The sequence below is a fragment of the Pseudarthrobacter cremeus genome (assembly GCF_051857465.1).
Classification (GTDB): domain Bacteria; phylum Actinomycetota; class Actinomycetes; order Actinomycetales; family Micrococcaceae; genus Arthrobacter.
In genome coordinates, this window is the sequence record NZ_JBPZHC010000005.1 from 88,663 (window position 1) to 107,013 (window position 18,351).

Annotated in this window: 5 protein-coding genes; all 5 read right to left on the reverse strand. The window is 62.2% G+C overall.

Translation table 11 applies throughout. From position 1 onward, the window contains the following. Position 1: 1 nt before the first annotated feature. The gene (locus ACS5PJ_RS10755; protein ID WP_439434877.1) at positions 2-6,367 is read right to left on the reverse strand and encodes a DEAD/DEAH box helicase; all 6,366 of its coding nucleotides are present in this window, start codon (positions 6,365-6,367) and stop codon (positions 2-4) included. Further along, positions 6,367-10,989, reverse strand: a complete 4,623-nt coding sequence (locus ACS5PJ_RS10760) for an Eco57I restriction-modification methylase domain-containing protein (RefSeq protein ID WP_439434878.1) — start codon at positions 10,987-10,989, stop codon at positions 6,367-6,369. The genes ACS5PJ_RS10755 and ACS5PJ_RS10760 overlap by 1 nt, the downstream gene beginning before the upstream one ends. Next, complete coding sequence (locus tag ACS5PJ_RS10765; protein WP_439434879.1) at positions 10,986-13,847, reverse strand: helicase-related protein; 2,862 nt, start codon at positions 13,845-13,847, stop codon at positions 10,986-10,988. Before ACS5PJ_RS10765 ends, ACS5PJ_RS10760 begins: the two co-directional genes overlap by 4 nt. A gap of 430 nt (positions 13,848-14,277) precedes the next feature. Continuing rightward, complete coding sequence (locus ACS5PJ_RS10770) at positions 14,278-16,482, reverse strand: NACHT domain-containing protein (RefSeq protein ID WP_439434880.1); 2,205 nt, start codon at positions 16,480-16,482, stop codon at positions 14,278-14,280. A 406-nt stretch (positions 16,483-16,888) separates the two neighbouring features. Continuing rightward, positions 16,889-18,301 carry an amino acid permease gene (locus tag ACS5PJ_RS10775; RefSeq protein ID WP_439434881.1) on the reverse strand — a complete coding sequence of 471 codons (1,413 nt, stop codon included), beginning with the start codon at positions 18,299-18,301 and terminating at the stop codon, positions 16,889-16,891. Positions 18,302-18,351: the final 50 nt, after the last annotated feature.

Below are 18,351 nucleotides of genomic sequence, written 5' to 3' on the forward strand. Positions count from 1 at the left end.
ATCAAGCTCCCTTCGTCGTCAGCAGTTCGCGAATATCGTCAACGTCTGTTCCCACAGTTGCCCAGCCGGCGGCTTGAAGTTCCGCTTGCCCGTCATCGCCGTCCAGCATGACGGCGATCCGGTACTCCGGCCAGGCGATCGAGACCGGCAGGCCGTCCACCTCGAAGCCGAGTTCAGGCAGGACGCGGATGTCCGCATTGGCAATAGCCAGCAGAAGAGTCTTCTCGAATTCGGTGGCTTGCGCCAACAGCTCGTTCCAGGCCGGGCTGAGCCCGTCCGACATCTGCAGACGGGCAGCTTCTTCCTCTACCGATCCACCGGCACTCACGGCAGACATCACCGACCCGATCGTCAGACCAATGGGCTTGAACGCCAGGAGGTTAGAGAGCCGCAGCCAGTCACGCCAGGATGCTTCGTGCGATGGCGAGCCGACCGCTTCGTGCCTGTCGTCCAGGCACAACCCCACAGCGATAGTGGACAGGCTCTTGGGCGACCCAGCCGCCGCGAAGCCCAAGCTCCCCGAGCTGTGCGTCCAAGCCGTGACGGTACCAGGAGGGAAAGCCGGCTTGGTGCCCTGGGATAGCGCCGACGCATGCGCGTACATCGCGTCGGCGTCACTGGGCTCGGGCCGCTGCGTCATCAGCATGAGCGGCACCAGCTCCGAGAAGTCCACCCATGCCTCGGGATCCGGCCGGTTGACCCATTCCCAGAGCATCGTCACAGCGTCCCTGCCCAGCAGATCCATGATCGCTGCGTTCACAGGGTAGTTGGCCATGAGCTGCGCGTTGAGCTTGGCACTGACCCAGGAAGGCAGCGCCACAATGGCGTCGCGGCCGGCTTCGAACGCCTCCACGTCCTGCCACGTCACGGCCCATGGCACGGCTGCCCCGGACAATTCAGAGCTGTGTCGGAGCTTGTCGCGCTTGGTTGCGTCGTCCGCGATTCTGTTGTGTTCCGGGGACGCGTGGAAGGCGAAGCCGTCCGTGTAGATCGCGAGTACGGGGAAGTTGGGGTCCGGCGGTCCCTTGAGCAGGAAGTCGGGGCGGGTTCCGGCGACATCCACTTGCGGGATGAGCTGCCATTGGAACTGTTGCCCGGGGATCCGGAAGGTGATGGTGTCGGCCATCGCACCGGGGGTCACTTTCGTGTGTGCGCCCACCGCCTTCAGCCGGTCCATCCAGGCTTTCCGGAAACGCTTTTCCAGTAGCGACTCGATCGAGGTCTCGGCGTCGGGCGCCTCTTCGGTGACGGCCCAGTCGGAGAACGACGGCGGGACGGCGCCGTCGTTGGCTGCCTCACCTGAGCGCAGCAGCAGTCCAAGCAGGCGTTCCGCGCTGGCCCGGGCCACCTTGTCCACCGTCCACGGATCGGCGAAGGGAAGCAGGCAGTGGTGGCAGGCCAGCCGCTCCTCGAAGCGGCAGCTGCAGTCGCGCACTGTTTGCCACGCGGTGTGCAGCAGCTCCCATACCCGTTCAGGGTTGGCGAATTCGGCAAGGTAGCCGGTGCCGCCGGGCACTTTGTCGTGCAGCATCAAGGCGACGCGGTTCCCACCGTGCGCGGGATCATTGATCCGCAGGACTCCAAGGTGGTCCGGGGCCCCGCCAAGGACGTTCTGGAGACCCAGCAGCATGGCGGCCTGAAGACTGGGGACGGAGAAGTCGTCGCCGTAGGTCACGTCCAGGGGCAGGTGCAGGACCACTCCCTGAGTGTTCAGTTCCCGGGCCAGTACCACTTCCTTGAGGCTTTCCTGGGCTGCCTTACGGTACTTGCACCAGAACCGGTGCTCGGTGGGCAGATTCTCCTTTGCGGACTGGTCCAGCTGACCGCAATAGGAGCACAGCCGGAACATGGGCGTCCGGACGTCGTCGCCGGCGATGGTCCGCACCCCGCCGTTGGAGGCCGTCCGTCCCGTGTTGAGCCAGCGGATGTCAACCCGGTTGTAGTATTCGGCGCCGAAGTCGTAGCCCTCCACAAACCAGCGCTTCTGCAGGTGTTGCGGATCGATATCCGCCGCAGCGACGATCGTGAAGCGTTCCCGCACGCGGTTGTCGCGGCGGTCGTTGATCGCGGCTTCGTCCCGGCGGACCTCAGCTGAGACTTTCTTCATAACCACTACGTCGAGGACCTGGCCGATGTCCGCGATCGCCGAGGTGCCGCAGCGTAGACAGTTCTGCACGGCCGCGGCGGTGCCGAGGTCAGTCTTGATCCAGCCGCACTGCGGGCAGACCTGCCATTTTTGGATATGGCTTTGCTGGGGGCCCAGGTCCACGGCGTCGATCAGGATTTCCATGCCCTGCGCATAGAACGTGGCGCCGGGAGCAAATTCGCTCAGAGCCACCGATGCGCCGCGGTTGTAGGTCACCGTGTCAGTGACGAATTCCTGCGTGTCCGCATCCTTCCAGGACAGTCCCACATCCAGGCTGACCGAGTCGTCCAGAAGTGTGTAGTTCGGCAGCACGCCGTAAGCCTCCAGGACCGAAATCCAATATTGGCCGCGGAGCTGTTTGAGCTGGTCCCGGATCATTTTGAGGGTGGCTTTGGCGGTCCGAAGGGCCTGGTGCGCGTCGGAGGTCTTGTCGTCCAGCCGTTCCGCCTGGGCGGCCGCGGCCTCCAGCTCGGGCAGGGCGTTGCCGATCTCTTTGCGGCGGGTGTCCAGTTCGTCGACGTCGGCCTTCCACTCCCCTGCCGCCCGGACCAGGTGACGGGCGAGGCCGCTGGGCTCGCCGTCGTCGTGCCGCGACGCCCACGCTGTCAGGCGGGCGGCACTGTCCGCGGAAATCCGCTCGCCGAACTGGTCCAGGAACTCGGTGAGATACGCGGTAGCGTTCGCCGTGGCGTCCTCGATGAGGTCGCCGATGAATGATCCGGGCGCGACGCTCCCGAGGGCCTGGATGGCGTCAACCGGGTGCGGCCGGCCCGCAACCCGGGCGAAGCGGTCTGCAACGTGGGCTACATACTGGCGTCCCAGGATTTCTTCGGCATCCAGATACGTGGCCGGCGGCCGGACCTCGCCGTTGATGACGGAGAGCGGTTCGTGGAGTTTGGGCAGGTGCTCTCCACGGCCGCGCACGAAGGCAAGGACCAGCGAGTTGCCGGTCAGGCGGCCCGCGCGGCCCACCCTTTGCAAGTAGGAGGCCACGGACGTCGGCAGCGAGGCCAGCATGACGCAGGAGAGGTCGCCGATGTCGATGCCCATTTCCAGCGTGGGGGTGGCGACCAGGACGTTGGGAGCCTGCGGGTTGTCCGCGCCGGACTTAAACTGCGTTTCGTAGAGAATCCGCGTCGCGTCGTCCAGCAGCGACGTGTGTTCCCGGGCCACCACGCGCTTGCTCTCGCGTGAGGAGTACAGGTCCCGGTAGAAGTTGCGGGCGTCGGCGGCGTGCCGCTGCAGGGTCCCGCTGCACCGGACCAGGGTGCAGGGGCCCCCGACCAGCTGGTCGATGACCGTGAGACTTCCGGGGGTGATTGCCTGGCAGACCTTGCACTGAACCGTGTGCCGCCCGGCGGCCAGATCCTCGGCGTCCGGGACGGAGAGCACGATCTTCTCCGGATCCAGCCAGTAGACATCGGCCCCGGAGTTTGTCTTGGAGTTGCCGAGGGTTCCGTCGTCTGCAAGTGCCGTGATGAGTGCCTTGGCAAGGTAGCCGCTGTCAGCAGGAGCTACGCCGAGGCAGCGGGCCGTCCATCGTGCGTACCAGGATGCCGAGGATGTAACGCCGTCCAGGTTGTCGGTCGCCGCGGCGGCGTTGCCGATCCGGGGGAAGGCCGGGGCCGGCCGGCCGGAGGGGAACGCCGGCATGCCTTCTCCCTTGGGCCGCCCGCCCCAGATCTGCCAGCGTTTTCCGTCGGTCACGATGTAGCCTTTGAGCCATTCATGATGGACGCCGCCCTGAAGGCGAACCCTTTCCACAGTGCCGCGGATCCATTGAAGCAGCTGCTGCTGCGTGGGCGCGGCCTCCCCGACCATGGTCTGGTGAAGGGCCGAGTCGTAGGCTTTCCGGGCCACGGAGAGCATGCGGGTGGGGTTACCGGCGTCGGTTTCGACGGCCAGGGACCCTGTGAGTTCCAGGGTCCGGCCGGTCCGGGACTGAAGGCCGAGCTCCAGGAGGGCGTCGAACTGCAGCCTGCGTTTGGCGAAGCGCCGGGCCCGGACGCGTTCCGCCGGGGAGGCCTTCGGGTCCCAGAACGGCCGGAAGCTTTGCCGGTCCACGAATTCGGGTGCGATCAGCTGGTACCGCGCCCCGGGTGTGTCCGCGCGGGCAATCGCGGCGTCCACGAGTTCCGAGAGCGTGGCCGGCTGCACGTCGAGGGCTCGCCGCAGGGCGGTGCGAAGCGTCATGGTGTGGGAACGGGACTGCACGTACCCGGCCCGGTGCGCGGCGTCCTGGACACTGTCGGTGAAGACGAGGGCTTTCTTTTCCTCATCGTTCAGGCCCTCGGCGCCGAACAGGTTAGAGATGCTTACGGAGAGCATAGTGGCGATGGCGCTGCCCATGAAGGCGATGCCGTCCTTGGCCAGGCATGACGGGCAGACGTCCTTCTTGGACTGGTCGTCCGCGTCCTGCCCGGTGAGCATTAGGACGGGAATGATGCGCCCTTCGGCAAGGTCGGCGCTGTCCGCCTTCGGCGGCATGGTGGAGAGGCCACGGTTGACAGTGTGCAGCCAGTGCAGGCCCTGCACCTGCTCCGAGCCGTCCTGGTGGAATTCGATGATGTCCGCCTCGCCAGCGGCCGAGATGAGGGTCCGGAAGCGCGGGTTGTTCGTTACGCGTGCTTCACGGATCTTGGAATCGTCCAGCTCCAGGTCCAGGCCGGTGGGCGCCAGGACAGCGCCCCAGCCCGAGCGGCCACAGTGCCGGCAGTAGAGTGCCGGCAGGAACATGTCGTGGGACTGATCCACGCCGTCGTCGGACCAGCGGAAGCGCGGTGAAGTGTCGACGGCGGCGTCCACGCGGGACATCTCGCGGATCCACAAATGTGTTTCCACCGTCACTGCCGCCCTGCCGTGGCGGGCGCGGATGTGGCTGAGCAGTGCGATGACGTGGGCGATGAATTCTTCCGCGGCGTCCGGTCGCACCCCCGCCGGTAGCGAATGGGCCGGGAAGATGGCGTCGGTCAGGTCCGAGAGAGCGACGGCGGTGCTCGCATGTCTCAGCAGAGCCGCGGTCAGCGGGTGCGTGCGCATCGCGTCCAAGAGGTCTGCGGGGTGTTCGCCGAAGAGAGTGTCGAGGACGGGCCCGATGACGGTTTCCGGGCCGCCACCGGCCTCGCGCAGTTCCGCGACGGCGTTATTGGCGGTGATGACGTCGAGGGCGATGGCGTTCAGATCCCGGCACTGCACGGTTCCGCTGGCGAGCTCGGTCCATGCCTCCTGGGTGAGCCGCGATTCGGTGACGACGGAGTCGGGCGGGAACACCTCGCCAAAGACGGTCTCTGCGAAGCGAAGCATCGCGTCCGGGTCGCCTTTGCTGCCGAGCGTTGCTGACGTGGCGACCGGCGTGGCCCGGCCGAGCGGGCGGGCCCGGTCTTCCCCGCTCAACCCGTGGGGATGGTCGGTCAGGTCGTCCGGCCAGTAGCTCTTGAGCGTCAGCCCGAGCCGGCGAAGCAGCATGGCGACGTCCGTGCCCTGGGCGCCGTCGTAAGTGTGGAATTCGTCGAGGACCACGTATTGCAGGCTGGTTGCCGACTTCTGCCAGAGCGGTGCGTCCGAGTGGCGGAGCAGGAGCATGTCCAGCATTTTGTAGTTGGTCAGCAGGATGTCCGGCGGATCCTGGTGGAAGACATCGCGGTCATTGATGAGGCCGCCCGGAGCGACTCGGGTGCGATTGGTGTCCTTTTGGCCGGTGTAGATGCCGGCGGTGACGCCTGACAGCTCCGCGTGGGTCGTCAGCAGCTCGGCCAGGCGTTTGGCCTGGTCGTTGGCGAGGGCATTCATCGGGTAGAGAATGAGCGCCTTGATGCCAGTGATGCCGTCCCGTTTGGCGCGCAGCACATGGTCCAGGATCGGGTAAAGAAACGCCTCCGTCTTACCGGAGCCTGTGCCAGTAGTGACCAAAGTGGGTAGCGGGCGACGGCGGGCCCCACCGGTGCCTTTGCTGCTGAGTCGCTGGAAAGCCCTCGCCTGGTGGCCGTATGGCTCCAAGCCATGATGCCAGTCCAGACAGTCCCTCCAGTCAGGTTCGGCGGTTTCGAAGGGAAGCCGCAGCCGGACGTAGGCGCCCTTGAAGAGCCCCTGCTCCGGATCCGAAAGGAAGTCCTTGATGGCTGACTGCGCGTTCCCGTCCGTCAGCGCGAACGTGGTGGCGAGGTAGTCAGAGAGCCCCCGGCGCAGATCCCCGGCCTGGGTGGTGGGCAGAAGCTCTGACATCAGGCTTTCTCCTCAAGCATGCTCGAGAAGCGAGCGTAGGCCTTCCGCATATCTTCCTCGCGGTCGAAACTCTGGAACGGGAACTCAAAGACATACTCGATGCCGCTCTGCGGGTGGGTCCAGGTCCGATCTTCGAGGGTCAAGTTCTCGCCGACTTTGCGATATAGCCGGTTCATGTCGCCGGGAACCTTCCGGCTGTTCGCGTCGTACAGGTCGTTCTCCTCGTAGCCGCGCAAGACCGGGAACTGAGTGCGATAGATAGTGCACAGCTCGTCTGCCGATAGGCCTGCTGCCAGAGCGACTGCCGAATCAAGTTCGACCTGCGTAAGTCTTCGATCGGCAGCACTTGTACAAACTCTTTCTCTTGTCCAGGGGAGTCCGATTACGGCTTCGTACAGATAGGCGTATTGCTGGGTCAGGCAAGTGAGATTCGCAGCCCTTGAAGCGATTGCGAGGCTAAGTGAATGCCCTTCGATAAAGGGCAATGTCTCTACAACTGAGCCGTAGAAATCTCCGATCCCGGCTGACTTGACTAAGAAATCGACCGGAAGTGCCGATAGGAATCCGACAAGGCTCATTAACCGCATAGGTTCCGCAACTGCTGGGCCTCCGGCTGAGATTACCGTGTTTACGTGGGCTGGCCCGGCTGGAATGACTGTTGAATAGAAGGTGCGAACTCCAGTGACAGACGCCATTCGGCGCCATGCAATCCTCGCCTGCGTGCGGGCAGAGCTTGATGTCGCACCGAATTTCCACTTGGTGTAGTCCGAATCATAGGCTCTGCGGTCAACTGCGGGCTGGTAGCTAGTCCGCGGTATGAAATCTGCGGGTAGAGCCTCGAGGTCAAGCTCTGTCCAGTCGAGATTGTTCTTCATTGTTGGGTTGGGCTGTTTGGCAAATGGGTTCGCAACGGTGAAGTGCGGGCCTTGCAGGATGACATCGTCCCAGGAAGCGGGGACAGCAGATCCAACCTCGAAGTATCCGTTCTTCCGGTCTGTCGTCTCGTTCCAACCGGATGAATATTGCAGCCCCAGCTCACGAACGCGTGGCGCTCTGCTGAGCTTTTCCAGTACCCGCGAGCTTGCCCTATTGACGGGGTATACCATGCGGGCCTGGACGGCGGGAGTTCCCGGCTCGTCCAGGATGTCAGCCCAGACACTCAGAACGGATTCGTCTACGTTGATGATGCGTTCCAAGTGAGGCCGGGTATCCCATTTTCCGTCGCCGTCCTTGAGACCCGGAACTTCGCCCGATCCATCATGGACCTCAGAGCGGGCGATAGTGTCCGGATGATAGAGCGACGCCGCCATCTTGAATCGTGGGGATTCGCGACGTGCACCATAGACGTGCACACCGTAGGTCACCAGATGATGTATTTCGAAGAGCGACAGTTCGTTGATGAACTGCCAATGCCTTCGAAGACGGCGGTAGGTCTCGGCCCGGAGATGTGCGGCTTTCTTTTCGGTGAAATGTGATTCGGGGTGAACAAGAGCCACAACTCCGGTCTTCGCTACAGACGCCCACGTCCGCTCCATGAAGGAGCGATAAAGGTCCGGACGGAGGCCAGCCACGATCGCGTAGGACGCCGGCGACGTCAGAAACTCACGAACCGCCACGATCCCGGCAGCCTGGGAACACATGAACTCGACCTGAGTAAGATCCGCCCTGGCTAGGAGCTGCTTTTCGGCTTTCTGCGCTTGCGTCTGTTTGTCGTTCAGCTGCCACCACGGATCAAACTCGGCATAGACAGCATTCTCGTCCCAGTCCGGCCGAACCCATGGAGGGTTACCTACCTGCAGATCGAAGCCACCGCGGCCGAAGACGGACGCGAAGTCCAGCTCCCAGTGGAAGAAGCCCTGGTCAGCGGCGATGCTCTCGCACACCTGCAGCCATGAATTTTGCTTCTTGGCAATCTCGATGTCGGACACCAGAGCAAACTCAAGGTCGGCCCTTTCGGCGTCGTTCAGTTCTGCCCAGGTCGATGCAGCACTAAAAGTCTGCTGCCCTGCCATCTTCGACTCTTTGCCCTGCAGGCCAAGGATCATTTCCAGCGTTGCGAGCCACTCGTCCAGTGTCGGAGGTGTGGCCCCGCCGGTCGCCCGCTCGGTCAGCGGCCAGAACCACAACGCGTTCCAGGCATCCATGACCCGGCGGAGACGCTGGTAAGCGCCATTCTGGTCGTTGAGAGTCTGCTCAATCTGTTCGCGGGTGACGGCCTGGACTGGAGTGCCTGCATCACCGGGCCCAACAGCCGTGGCGTGCCTGCCGAAGTAGTCGATGTCCCGGCGGGCCTCAGCCTCGGCGACCTGCAGCCGGCGCAGCGTGAGCTTCCACAGGGATTCCACCCGGCGCCCGAGGTTCACCATGCGGTCGATCTGCGTTTTGCTGGGTTTGTACCTAATCTTGTTGCGCCAGGTCTTGAGCTCCTGCTGGGATTCCCCTGCCAGATCCTTGACTTCCTTCGCGTCGGCCGCCGCGCCCCAGCCGTCGGCAGGGAGCAGGAAATGGTGGATGCGGCCTACCACGTTGGGGTCGTCGGTCTCTGCAGTCATGGCCTCGACGAGCCCGGTCAGGGGTGCATCCTGCGGAGCGCTCTTCAGCCATGACTTGTCGGTGACTGCCTGCCGTGAGTACGTGGCCCGGCGGGCGCCGATCAGCGAGTTGCCGCGGCGCAGGCGCAGGCCGAACCACGGCGCCTGCAGATCCTTCACCATGGTGTCCAGCCAGAGGGAGACTTCGGCGAGTTCCACCGCCGTTGAATTCAGGTCCACGCCATGGACTTGGTGCAACGCGATTTGGGCTTTGACCTTCTGAAGCTCCTCCGGATATTCGTCCGCGGGGATTCTGACGTCCAGCTCATCCTGCTTCCGCTTCAGGTATTCATCCGCGAGCTGGCGAACGGCCTCAAGTGCGAACGCGCCGGACCCCAGGGCCGGCTCGCAGACCGTCAGGTTCAGAAAGTCGTCCGCTGCCGTCGTCTGGTCGTTTTGGTCCAGAAGCTCTTCGAGCGCCTGGGAGACGACGAATTTGGTTAGCACCTCGGGGGTGTAATAAGAGGCAGACTGTTGGCGTTCGCGGCCGGCCAGCCGGAAGACGAACGAGCCTGCGGGGTGCAGCACAGGGCGGCGCTCCCCCGTCCTTTCGTCTTCTTCCACAACGAAGTGCTTGGCGTCAATGGACTCTGACCGGTCCACCGGGACCACCCAGGATCCCTTTTCCGGATTCCCGTCCTTGGCCACCTCGTGCAGGGGTTCCGCGGCGATGAATCCCGTGTAGGACATCAGGCCCTCATAGACGGCCCCAAGCTGGTTGATGCCCAGTTCCGCGTAGGAAATGAAACCCCGGTCCTTGCCCTTGGCTTCCTTGCTCAGCAACAAGTGCTGGAGGACGCGCTGCAGCTCGGCGTTGCTGAGCATGACGTCATTGATGAGGGACGTTGCAGCATCGTGGAAGAGGTCGGCCTTGAGCGGCTGAAAGACCAGGCCTTCGTTCTGGCCGGAGGCATCATCCGAGGGGCTGGTCCCTGCCGGGGCGTGGCCATTGTCCACCAGATGAAAGAGTTGCGCGAGCGATTCGTAGATGTGGGTTCCGCGCCGGGACTCCGGGGTCTGGATGTTGACCAGAGTCAGTTCCCGCAGCCGGTCCAGGCCGTAGCCCTCGTTGTATTCGCCGGCTCCGACCGGGAGGACGCCCATCTCCGGGGAGGCCTCAGCGTAGAGCAGGAAGAGGATCCGGTAGAGGAAACGCAGGGACTGGCGGGCCAGGACCTGGCCGTCTACGTCCTCCACGCCCAGACCCGCTGCACGGCGGCGGTCCAGGACATCATTGGCGATGATTTCGATGGAGCGCCGGATACCTTCGCGAAGGTCCTGGGAGACGCCCACGGTGTGTTTGACAGAGGCTTCGAGGACGCCCTCCCACCAGATGGAGCCGTCCGGCGTCGGCATAAGGGAGTCCCGGCCGAAGATCGCCAGGAACCGGTCCGTCTCGGCATTCTTCTTGGTGTCATTTCGGTCCGCGACCAGGAGCGCGTCCGCGGCCAGGTAGCGGCCCTCGGCCCAGCGTTCCTGTTCGGTCAGCACCAGCCACCGGCCGGCCATGATCACCACGAACTTCGGGGCCTTGTCCGACAGATACGCCTCGGACACGGTTTTCGCCACCGTCAAAGCCGTGAACGGTTCTTTGCCGTCCACCAGAACCCGCCCAAGGGGCAGCACCGTGGACAGCACGTCTTCGAGGGCCTCCGCCGGGGCGGCCTCGACGAACAAGACCTCGGAGCTCTCCGTTGCCCACACGCCGGGGACGAGCGTTTCGGTGCCGCTGCGCTCGAAGGTGGCGGCCGCCGTCGTGCCCCTAAACCCGAGGGCACCGCACAGCAGGGCGTAGGCCTCGGACGCACGCGCCGGGTCTTCCGAGAGCCCGGCGAGCAGGATCTGAAGGCGTCCGCGGACCTCGGCGAAGCGGGTCGGGGTCGTGGAGTGGCCTTGCTTGCCTTCCTCGTCCCAGTTCTTGCGGAGTTTGACGACCTCGGCCTGGAAGGATTCCTTAGTGGAGTCCGTGGTGAAGAAGTGTTCGCTAATCCAGTCTTCGCCTACAACGATTGAATCAAAGGACTGCGTCACTGGTCAGCACCTTCCGGGACGGCGACAGGGGTTGCGCGGGGAACGACGATCAGAAGGGGGCGGACCAGGCGTTGGGCCGGGGCGAGCGACTCCGCGATGCGCTGCTCCTCGCTGACACGCGCGCGTTGCTTCTTCACTTCCGCCCGCTGAGCGAAGTCGAAGGACAGCTGGGTCCAACCGGTGGCCCGGTCCTTCCACGCTTGTAGCCGCTGATTGGCGGAGTTGGCGGCTGCTTCAAAGGTCAGCTGCATGGTCTGCCGGGCGCTCTCCACTGCCTGCGGCAGCAGGGCCTGCAGCCCGTTTATCGTGACCGGTCCGGGGTTGGTCGCCTTGGCGTCGACGCCGATGCTGCTCAGGTGCTCGCCCAGATGTTCGAGGGGTTCGGAGAGGCAGAACGTCGGGTTGGCGGGGTCGGGGAAGTCCACCGCGATGAAGGCTTTGGAGACTACCTGCCCGCGGCGGTTCATCAAGGTCCCCATGAGCAGCACTTGGGCAGCGTCCACTTCGCCGCGGACCACAAGGACTTCGCTGCGGGACATCTCGGACAGGGCCCGGTCGCTGGCCCAGTCCAGGACGGGGTGGAGCGGGCCGAGGTAGTGGGCCTCGGGCCAGCTCATGTGATCGGATTCGCGAGCGCGGTTCAGTTCCCGTGTGCCGGCGTCGACGGTTGTGGCGAGTTTGAGCCGCTCGGTGACGCGCCGCTCGGACAGATAGTCCTGCGGGAGGTAGCCCAGGCGGTGCTGTAGGTCGACGGGCGGGTTGAGTTCGGCGAGGCCGTGTCCGCTGTGGACGGTCCAGCCGAGGACCTTGTGGGGATCGCCGAAGGCCTCGTTGAGGGCTTCGTCCAGGAAGTCCAGGTCCGTGGAGTAGAGACCGAGCGGTTTCTCCACCGGGATGGTTTCGGTTTCCCCGCCGTCCTGCAAGGCCTCGAAGTCGAGGAAGTCCCAGAGGTCGCCGGAGTCAGGATCGGCGTCGGGCTCGCCGACGACGTCCTCGAAGTCCTTTTTGCCCAACAGGACGTCGCGGATGGCGTCTTCCTCCTGCTTGACGCTGTACTGACCCATGAGGGAGGCGACGTCGTTGAGGACCGTGTGCGCCTCGTATTCGCGCTCCATCAGGCGAGTGAGAACCTTGATGTCCCCGGAGAAGCGGGTGTTGTGCGGGTTCAGGAGCAGGGTGGTGATCTGCGGTTTCTGGCGCTGGCCAAACCGGTCGATGCGGCCGTTCCGCTGCTCGATCCGAATGAGGCTCCAGGGGATGTCGAAGTGGATCAGGTGGTGGCATTCGGCGTGAAGGTTCACGCCTTCGGACGCGACGTCGCCGGTGACCAGGACCCGCAGCGGACTGTTTCCGCGCTTGAACTGATCCACGATGCTTTGCTGTTCGACGTCGCTGAGGCCTCCGTGCAGGAGTCCGATGTTTTCCGGCTTGAGGCCGAGGGCCTTGGGCAGTGTTTCCTTCAGCCATTTGAGGGTGGCGACGCGCTCGGCGAAGACCACCGCCCGCATCGGGGATCCCTTGCCGACGCCGATCTTCTTCAGGTAACTGACGAGCTCGGTGTACTTGGCGGATTCACCGGTGTTGGCGGACTCGGTGAGCTTGCTGAGTCGCTTGAGGGCTTCGGTTTCCTTGGCCTCGGAGGGGGAATCGGCGTCGAGCTTCCTGAGACGCTCCGTGACCGTCTCGAGAAGCGCGGCAGGGCTGGAGAGGAAGGCCTTGGCAAGGATCCAGGAGAATAGCGCGCCATTCTGGCCCGAGTACGGTGCCGGTTTGCCTTCCGGATAGAGCCAGACGTCGGAGAGCTCCTCGGCGATAGCGTTCTCCGCGGCGGAGGCGGAGATGAGCCTGTTGTCCGGTTCTTCCCGCTCGGCCCAGTCCGCGCCGACTTCCTGAGCGACCTCCGGGCTATGCCGGTGCCGGCGGATAATGAGGTTCTCCACGTGCTTGGGGTCGAAGGTGCCATCCGGGCGAACGGCAGTGGGGTCCAGCAGCCGCAGGATTTCCGCGAACGACTCGTTGCGTCCGTTGTGCGGGGTCGCGGATGCCAGGATGAGGGCCTCAGTGTTTGGCGCGAGCACCCGGGCGAGCTCGTTGTTCATGGCCTGGGTGTTGGTGACGTTGTGGGCCTCGTCGATGACCACCGCGTCCCAGTGCAGCTTGCCGAGCTGGGCCCGGTAGCGAGGGCTTTTGAGGGTATCCATCGAGATGATGGCGCGTTTGTAGTAGGTGAAGGGGTTACGCGTGGCCGGGAGCTTCTGCCGGATCTTCTGGATGCCGGCGGAGTCGAGGCGGACGAACGGCAGTGCGAACCGGCACCAGAGTTCGTGCTGCATCTGCTCGAGTACGTGGCGCGGGGTGACGATAAGGATGCGTTCGCCGCGGCCGCGTTTGACCAGCTCGCTAAGGATCATGCCGATCTCGAGCGTCTTGCCGAGGCCCACGGCGTCCGCGATCAGGATGCGCGGGCGGATGTTCTTGGTATCCAGGGCCTTCGCGACGGCGATTTGCTGGTACTTGAGGTTTCGCGACAGCATGCGAGTGGAGACCGTCAGGTACTCCGCCGACTGGGGTGTCGGTGTCTTGCGAAAGGTGGTCTCGAGGAACAGGCGGGCTCGCCGGTAGTTGGGGGTGCCGTCGGCTACGACCTTGGACTTGGCCGGGTCCACGACTTCGATGGTGTCCAGTGCAGAGTAGAAGGCCGCCGTGGTGTCTCGGACGAGCTCGCTGAGGCCCTGGACCCTTATGAGCGTGCCGTCTATCGACTTTTCGACGCTGGTGACCAGCCAGTCCTCGTCACGGACACGGACCACCGAACCGGGTGCGACGTTGAGTTCCCGGTGTGTGGATGTAACTGTCAAGACCCTGCTCCTGTGTTTGCTGCTTCCCCATGCGGAGCTCCAGGCATACGGCCGGAGAGCTTCTATCCTTATTATGTCCGATATTGACCGATACATCGCGTCCACCAAAAAGCTTCTGCTTTCTGCTGGCATGGAATACTCCAACAGAACGACAATCCAGACAACCGCAGTGAGCGAAGCTGCCGATAAATCTATTCTCTCGAAGAACGTGAATTAGCTTATAACGTTTCACAAGAAGTTGAATGCAATGCAAAATCACGATCATTTGATAAAGTAATCGTGACGGCCCATCGAGACCTCAAGGTGCAATCACCTAGCCGCCACTGATAGGCGCTTCCCGACGCCCAAAACAGACCAGACCATCAATCACATCCTGCGCTCAATATACTCATTCCAGCTGAACATAAATAAGCTGGCAACGGAACATTAGTTAGGATGAGCTGATAAGTTCCCAGAGTGGATCAGTTGAAACTTTCTGCGATTCAACAATGGCCCCCATACGCGTCATATACTGACGCCTTGGTACGTACACCCATCCCCTATTGCCTTTTATTTTTCTTATTATCTGCTCGCGCTCCATGTAATTCAAGGCGGAGTGAGCGCAAGACTCATCCCAGTATGCCTCTGTACCGCGAAGAAGCGCTTCTTCCTTTCGTCCTGATCCGGGTTGAAAGAAGAGCTTCTTAATCATGGCCAATAGCGTCTTTTGACCGTTTGTGAGGTTCAGAGTGCTGATACGAGAAGCGGTTAGACTGTAGCGAATTTCTCCCACTTCACACAGCGGCCCAAAAGCATCCGGAAGAGCATCTCGGGAGCTCACTCCCTCTAGTTCCCTTATGATGCAGTCATCAATCCAGACGTCACTAAACTTAGCGTCTTCAATAATTATCGTATCGAAGAAGATATTCGTCAAAGAAAGTTTAGAAACGAATTTCTCCACGAGTCGCAACTCCGTGATTGCTCCACCATCAACAGATAGGCCTTCAAAATCGCAAGCGTCTCGGTCCTGTAACAGTCTGGCGGCGACAAAGTCCGCAGCGGCTTGAACGTTTCCATGGTTAACGCACTGACGGACATACTTTAACGGCGACTGATCGGCTGGCAAATTCTGAGCCCAAACGCGTAACCCGAAGTTATCCAATGGCTGTTGCCACCTTTGTCGAGCTATGTCCGGATCACTTTGGCTGAACGTATCATTCATAGCAAGGCCACGCAGGCCATTCTTCGCGTAGTCATCTATAAAGATTCGATCAGAGCTTCCTGAGCCAACGCGTCCGAGATACGGAAGGCGTTGTAGCAAAACAGACGATTCATCAATAGGTGCAAATCCCGCCACTAGATAAAACGCCTGATTTATTTCAGCTGCAGAAAGAGTCTCGGCCACTGCACTTTGTATCCTTGAAGACTGTGCGAGATGAAGCAAAATACGCTTTACCGTAGTTGCATCCAAAGCCGAATGAATACGAGTCTCACGACCACAGACTGCATCGACGACGCTCTCGAAAAATTGAACTTCGCCATCGGAGTTCTCTTGGATTGCCGCCAACTCATCTTGGTCCAACTTAGCCAAAAGCTGACATATCAGGGGTTTTCTGGGCATCCAATCGGGAATAAAGTCAATCAATGAGTTTCGGCTCAAATATTGACGTGCCTCTTGCTCCGTAAATTCCTCGGGGCATCGCAGGATGATGCACGAAGAGTTAAGTCCAAGACCTTCCAACATTTCTGCATCAGAACTGAAGTAGTGCTCACGTCCCGTTATCAGAACTCCGGATTTGGCACAAGACTGAACGATGTCGCGCACACCCTCCAGGCTTTTCCTGCGAGTCTCGGCCAACCGAGCCGGGTCGCCAGTCCAAGACTGGGAGCCTATCTCGTCGAAGCCGTCGAGAAGGAGTGGATGATTCCCTCGACGGAGGCTTTTAAGCAAGTTGTCAGCATACTGGCCCATCCCCATGTCATCGAGGTGGTTCCGCAGGATATGACTAAGGCTTCGGTACCCCCAATTATCACGCAAATTTATGGCAATTGGCGCGAAGGCATCAGAGGTCTTTGTAATCTCACTAAAAGTCTCCTTAATACATCGAGACTTCCCGGTACCAAATTCACCTAAAAGTATGAACCGTTTCCCGTCATTTACGGCCCGCGAAATGTCCGCCACGTTGTACCGCTTGCCCTTATCGTCCGTGTAGGCAATTGGGGTATATTCACTCGTGTCAGTGTCGCCTGTTTCAGGAATCACTGCACTTCCGAACGGCCTCTGAGCCCGTTCGTGCATGTACTGTCGGGCTCCCAAGAAGTGGCCAGCGAACGTCGATAATGTGTGGAACTGAACTTTTGCCGCCCTGGCCGTCTCACGCAGTGAAGGGTGGTTGTCACCCGAGGTCACGAAGAAACACTCGGCGTAGGTTCCTTGGCCAATGAGGATATTGCGCAATGTACTGAGCTTGGTGATGTCGTTGCGCAATTTGTCCAAGTCATCTCGAACGGAAATTTCAATGAGAACCCAGTAGTCCTCTTTCAGTTTGATCACTCCGTCGCACTGTATTCCCGACACGACTTCGCTCACGCACGGCATCGACCAAACCGCTTCGGCGATAGTCCGGACTTCGTTTTCAACTTCCGACCAGTTCACTAGCAGAGGTCCTCTCTAGGTATGCAAGCTCCGTTCGCGGCTCATAAGAGCGGGAGCCAGAGCAGTGCGCCCGCCAGCTATAGTTCCTAATTACGTGGCAGCACATTAATTGCGCAGAAGCCGGCGAGCTTCCCGTAAGCGTAGCCGTCACAGAAGAGGTGGCCAGCTAAGCAGTAGACGTGTCCGAGTGCTGACGTAACCGGTTCACGTTTCTGATGGGAAAAACGTGCGAAATCGTAGAATGTTGCATGCTCCATTAGAGGACCGGATCTGAGCACGGGTGCCGCCGTGGCCAAAGCCTGTTGAGCCTCGGCAACCGCGTCCCGGTGGAAACGCAAGGCGCGCCCGGCCAGACCGGACGCGCCCTTCGTGTGTCCTGAACCGTCAGTGGTTCACGGCACCTGGTTCAGTCGATCAGCACCGGCTCCTTGTCACCATCCGAAGCTTCAACAACCGGCAAAACCTTGCGGTTCCGGTGGTGCAGCCAGTTTGCCACGGCCAGAAGCGCCACGAGTCCGAAGGTGCTCAGGAGCTGCGGACGGGAATCCTCGCCGATGAAGCCCACCGTGAAGATCGCCGCGAGGATGACCAGACCAACCACCGTGAGCCACGGGAAGCCGGGCATCCGCAGGGGAAGCGCCGTTCCGTCGCGGTCTGCACGGAGGCGCAGCGCGAGCTGGGCCAGCAATGCAGAGGTCCACACCAGCAGGCAGGTCGAGCCCACGATGTTGAGCAGGACGGGAAGGACCATCTCGGGGAACGCCAGCTCAAGCACCACCGTGACAACACCGAAAGCGACGCTGGCCAGGACTGCGACAACCGGGACCCGTGCCTTGGATACGGAAGCGAGCAGGCGTGGGGCTTCGCCCCGCTCCGCGAGGGAGTATGCCATCCGGGACGCACCGTAGAGGTTAGCGTTGAGGGCGGAAAGCAGTGCCGCGACGGCAACCAGGGTGATGGCAGTGGCCGCACCGGGCATGCCAGCCGCGTCCAGCACCGCAGCGAACGGGCTCTTCAGCCCGGCCGAACCTACGGGAACAACAGCCGCGATGATGAAGATTGCACCAATGTAGAAGACCAGGATGCGCCACAGCACGGTCCGGACTGCTTTCTTCACGCTGCGGGCTGGTTCGGCGGTCTCAGCGGCCGCCACGGACACGATCTCGGTGCCGCCGAACGCAAACGCCACCACGAAGAGTGCCGTGGCGATCCCGGCGAAACCGTCCGGCGCGAATCCGGCGCCGGTGAAGTTGGACAGGCCCGGCGATTGCACCCCCGGGAGCCAGCCGAAGAGCAGGGCCGCGCCCACCAGGAGGAACCCGACGATGGCCGCCACCTTGAGCAGTGCGAACCAGAACTCGAACTCGCCGAAGTTCTTCACGCTGGTCAGGTTCACGGCGGTGAGCACCACGATGAACACAAAGGCCATCAGCCACACCGGAAGGGCCGGGAAGATGGTGGCCAGCAGGCCTGCCGCGCCGAGCGCTTCGGCCGCGATGACCACCACGAGCTGCAGCCACCAGAGCCAGCCCACGGTGGCACCGGCCACCGGGCCGTAGGCCTTGGCGGTATAGACGGAGAAGGCGCCGCTGTCCGGGTTGGCGGCGGCCATCTCGCCGAGGGCCCACATCACCAGGATGATGAGGGTGCCGGCCACGAGGTAGGAGATCAGCACTGCCGGGCCCGCGGCCTGGATGCCTGCGCCGGAGCCGATGAAGAGGCCCGCGCCGATGGCGCTTCCGAGCCCCATCATGGTGAGCTGTCGGGGTTTGAGTGCGGCGCCGAGTGGGCGGGCAGACGTCTTTGTCTGTTGTTCCATGAGGATTCCTCTGGTTGTAGGTGGAACGGATTGGGGATTAAGGGTCAGTC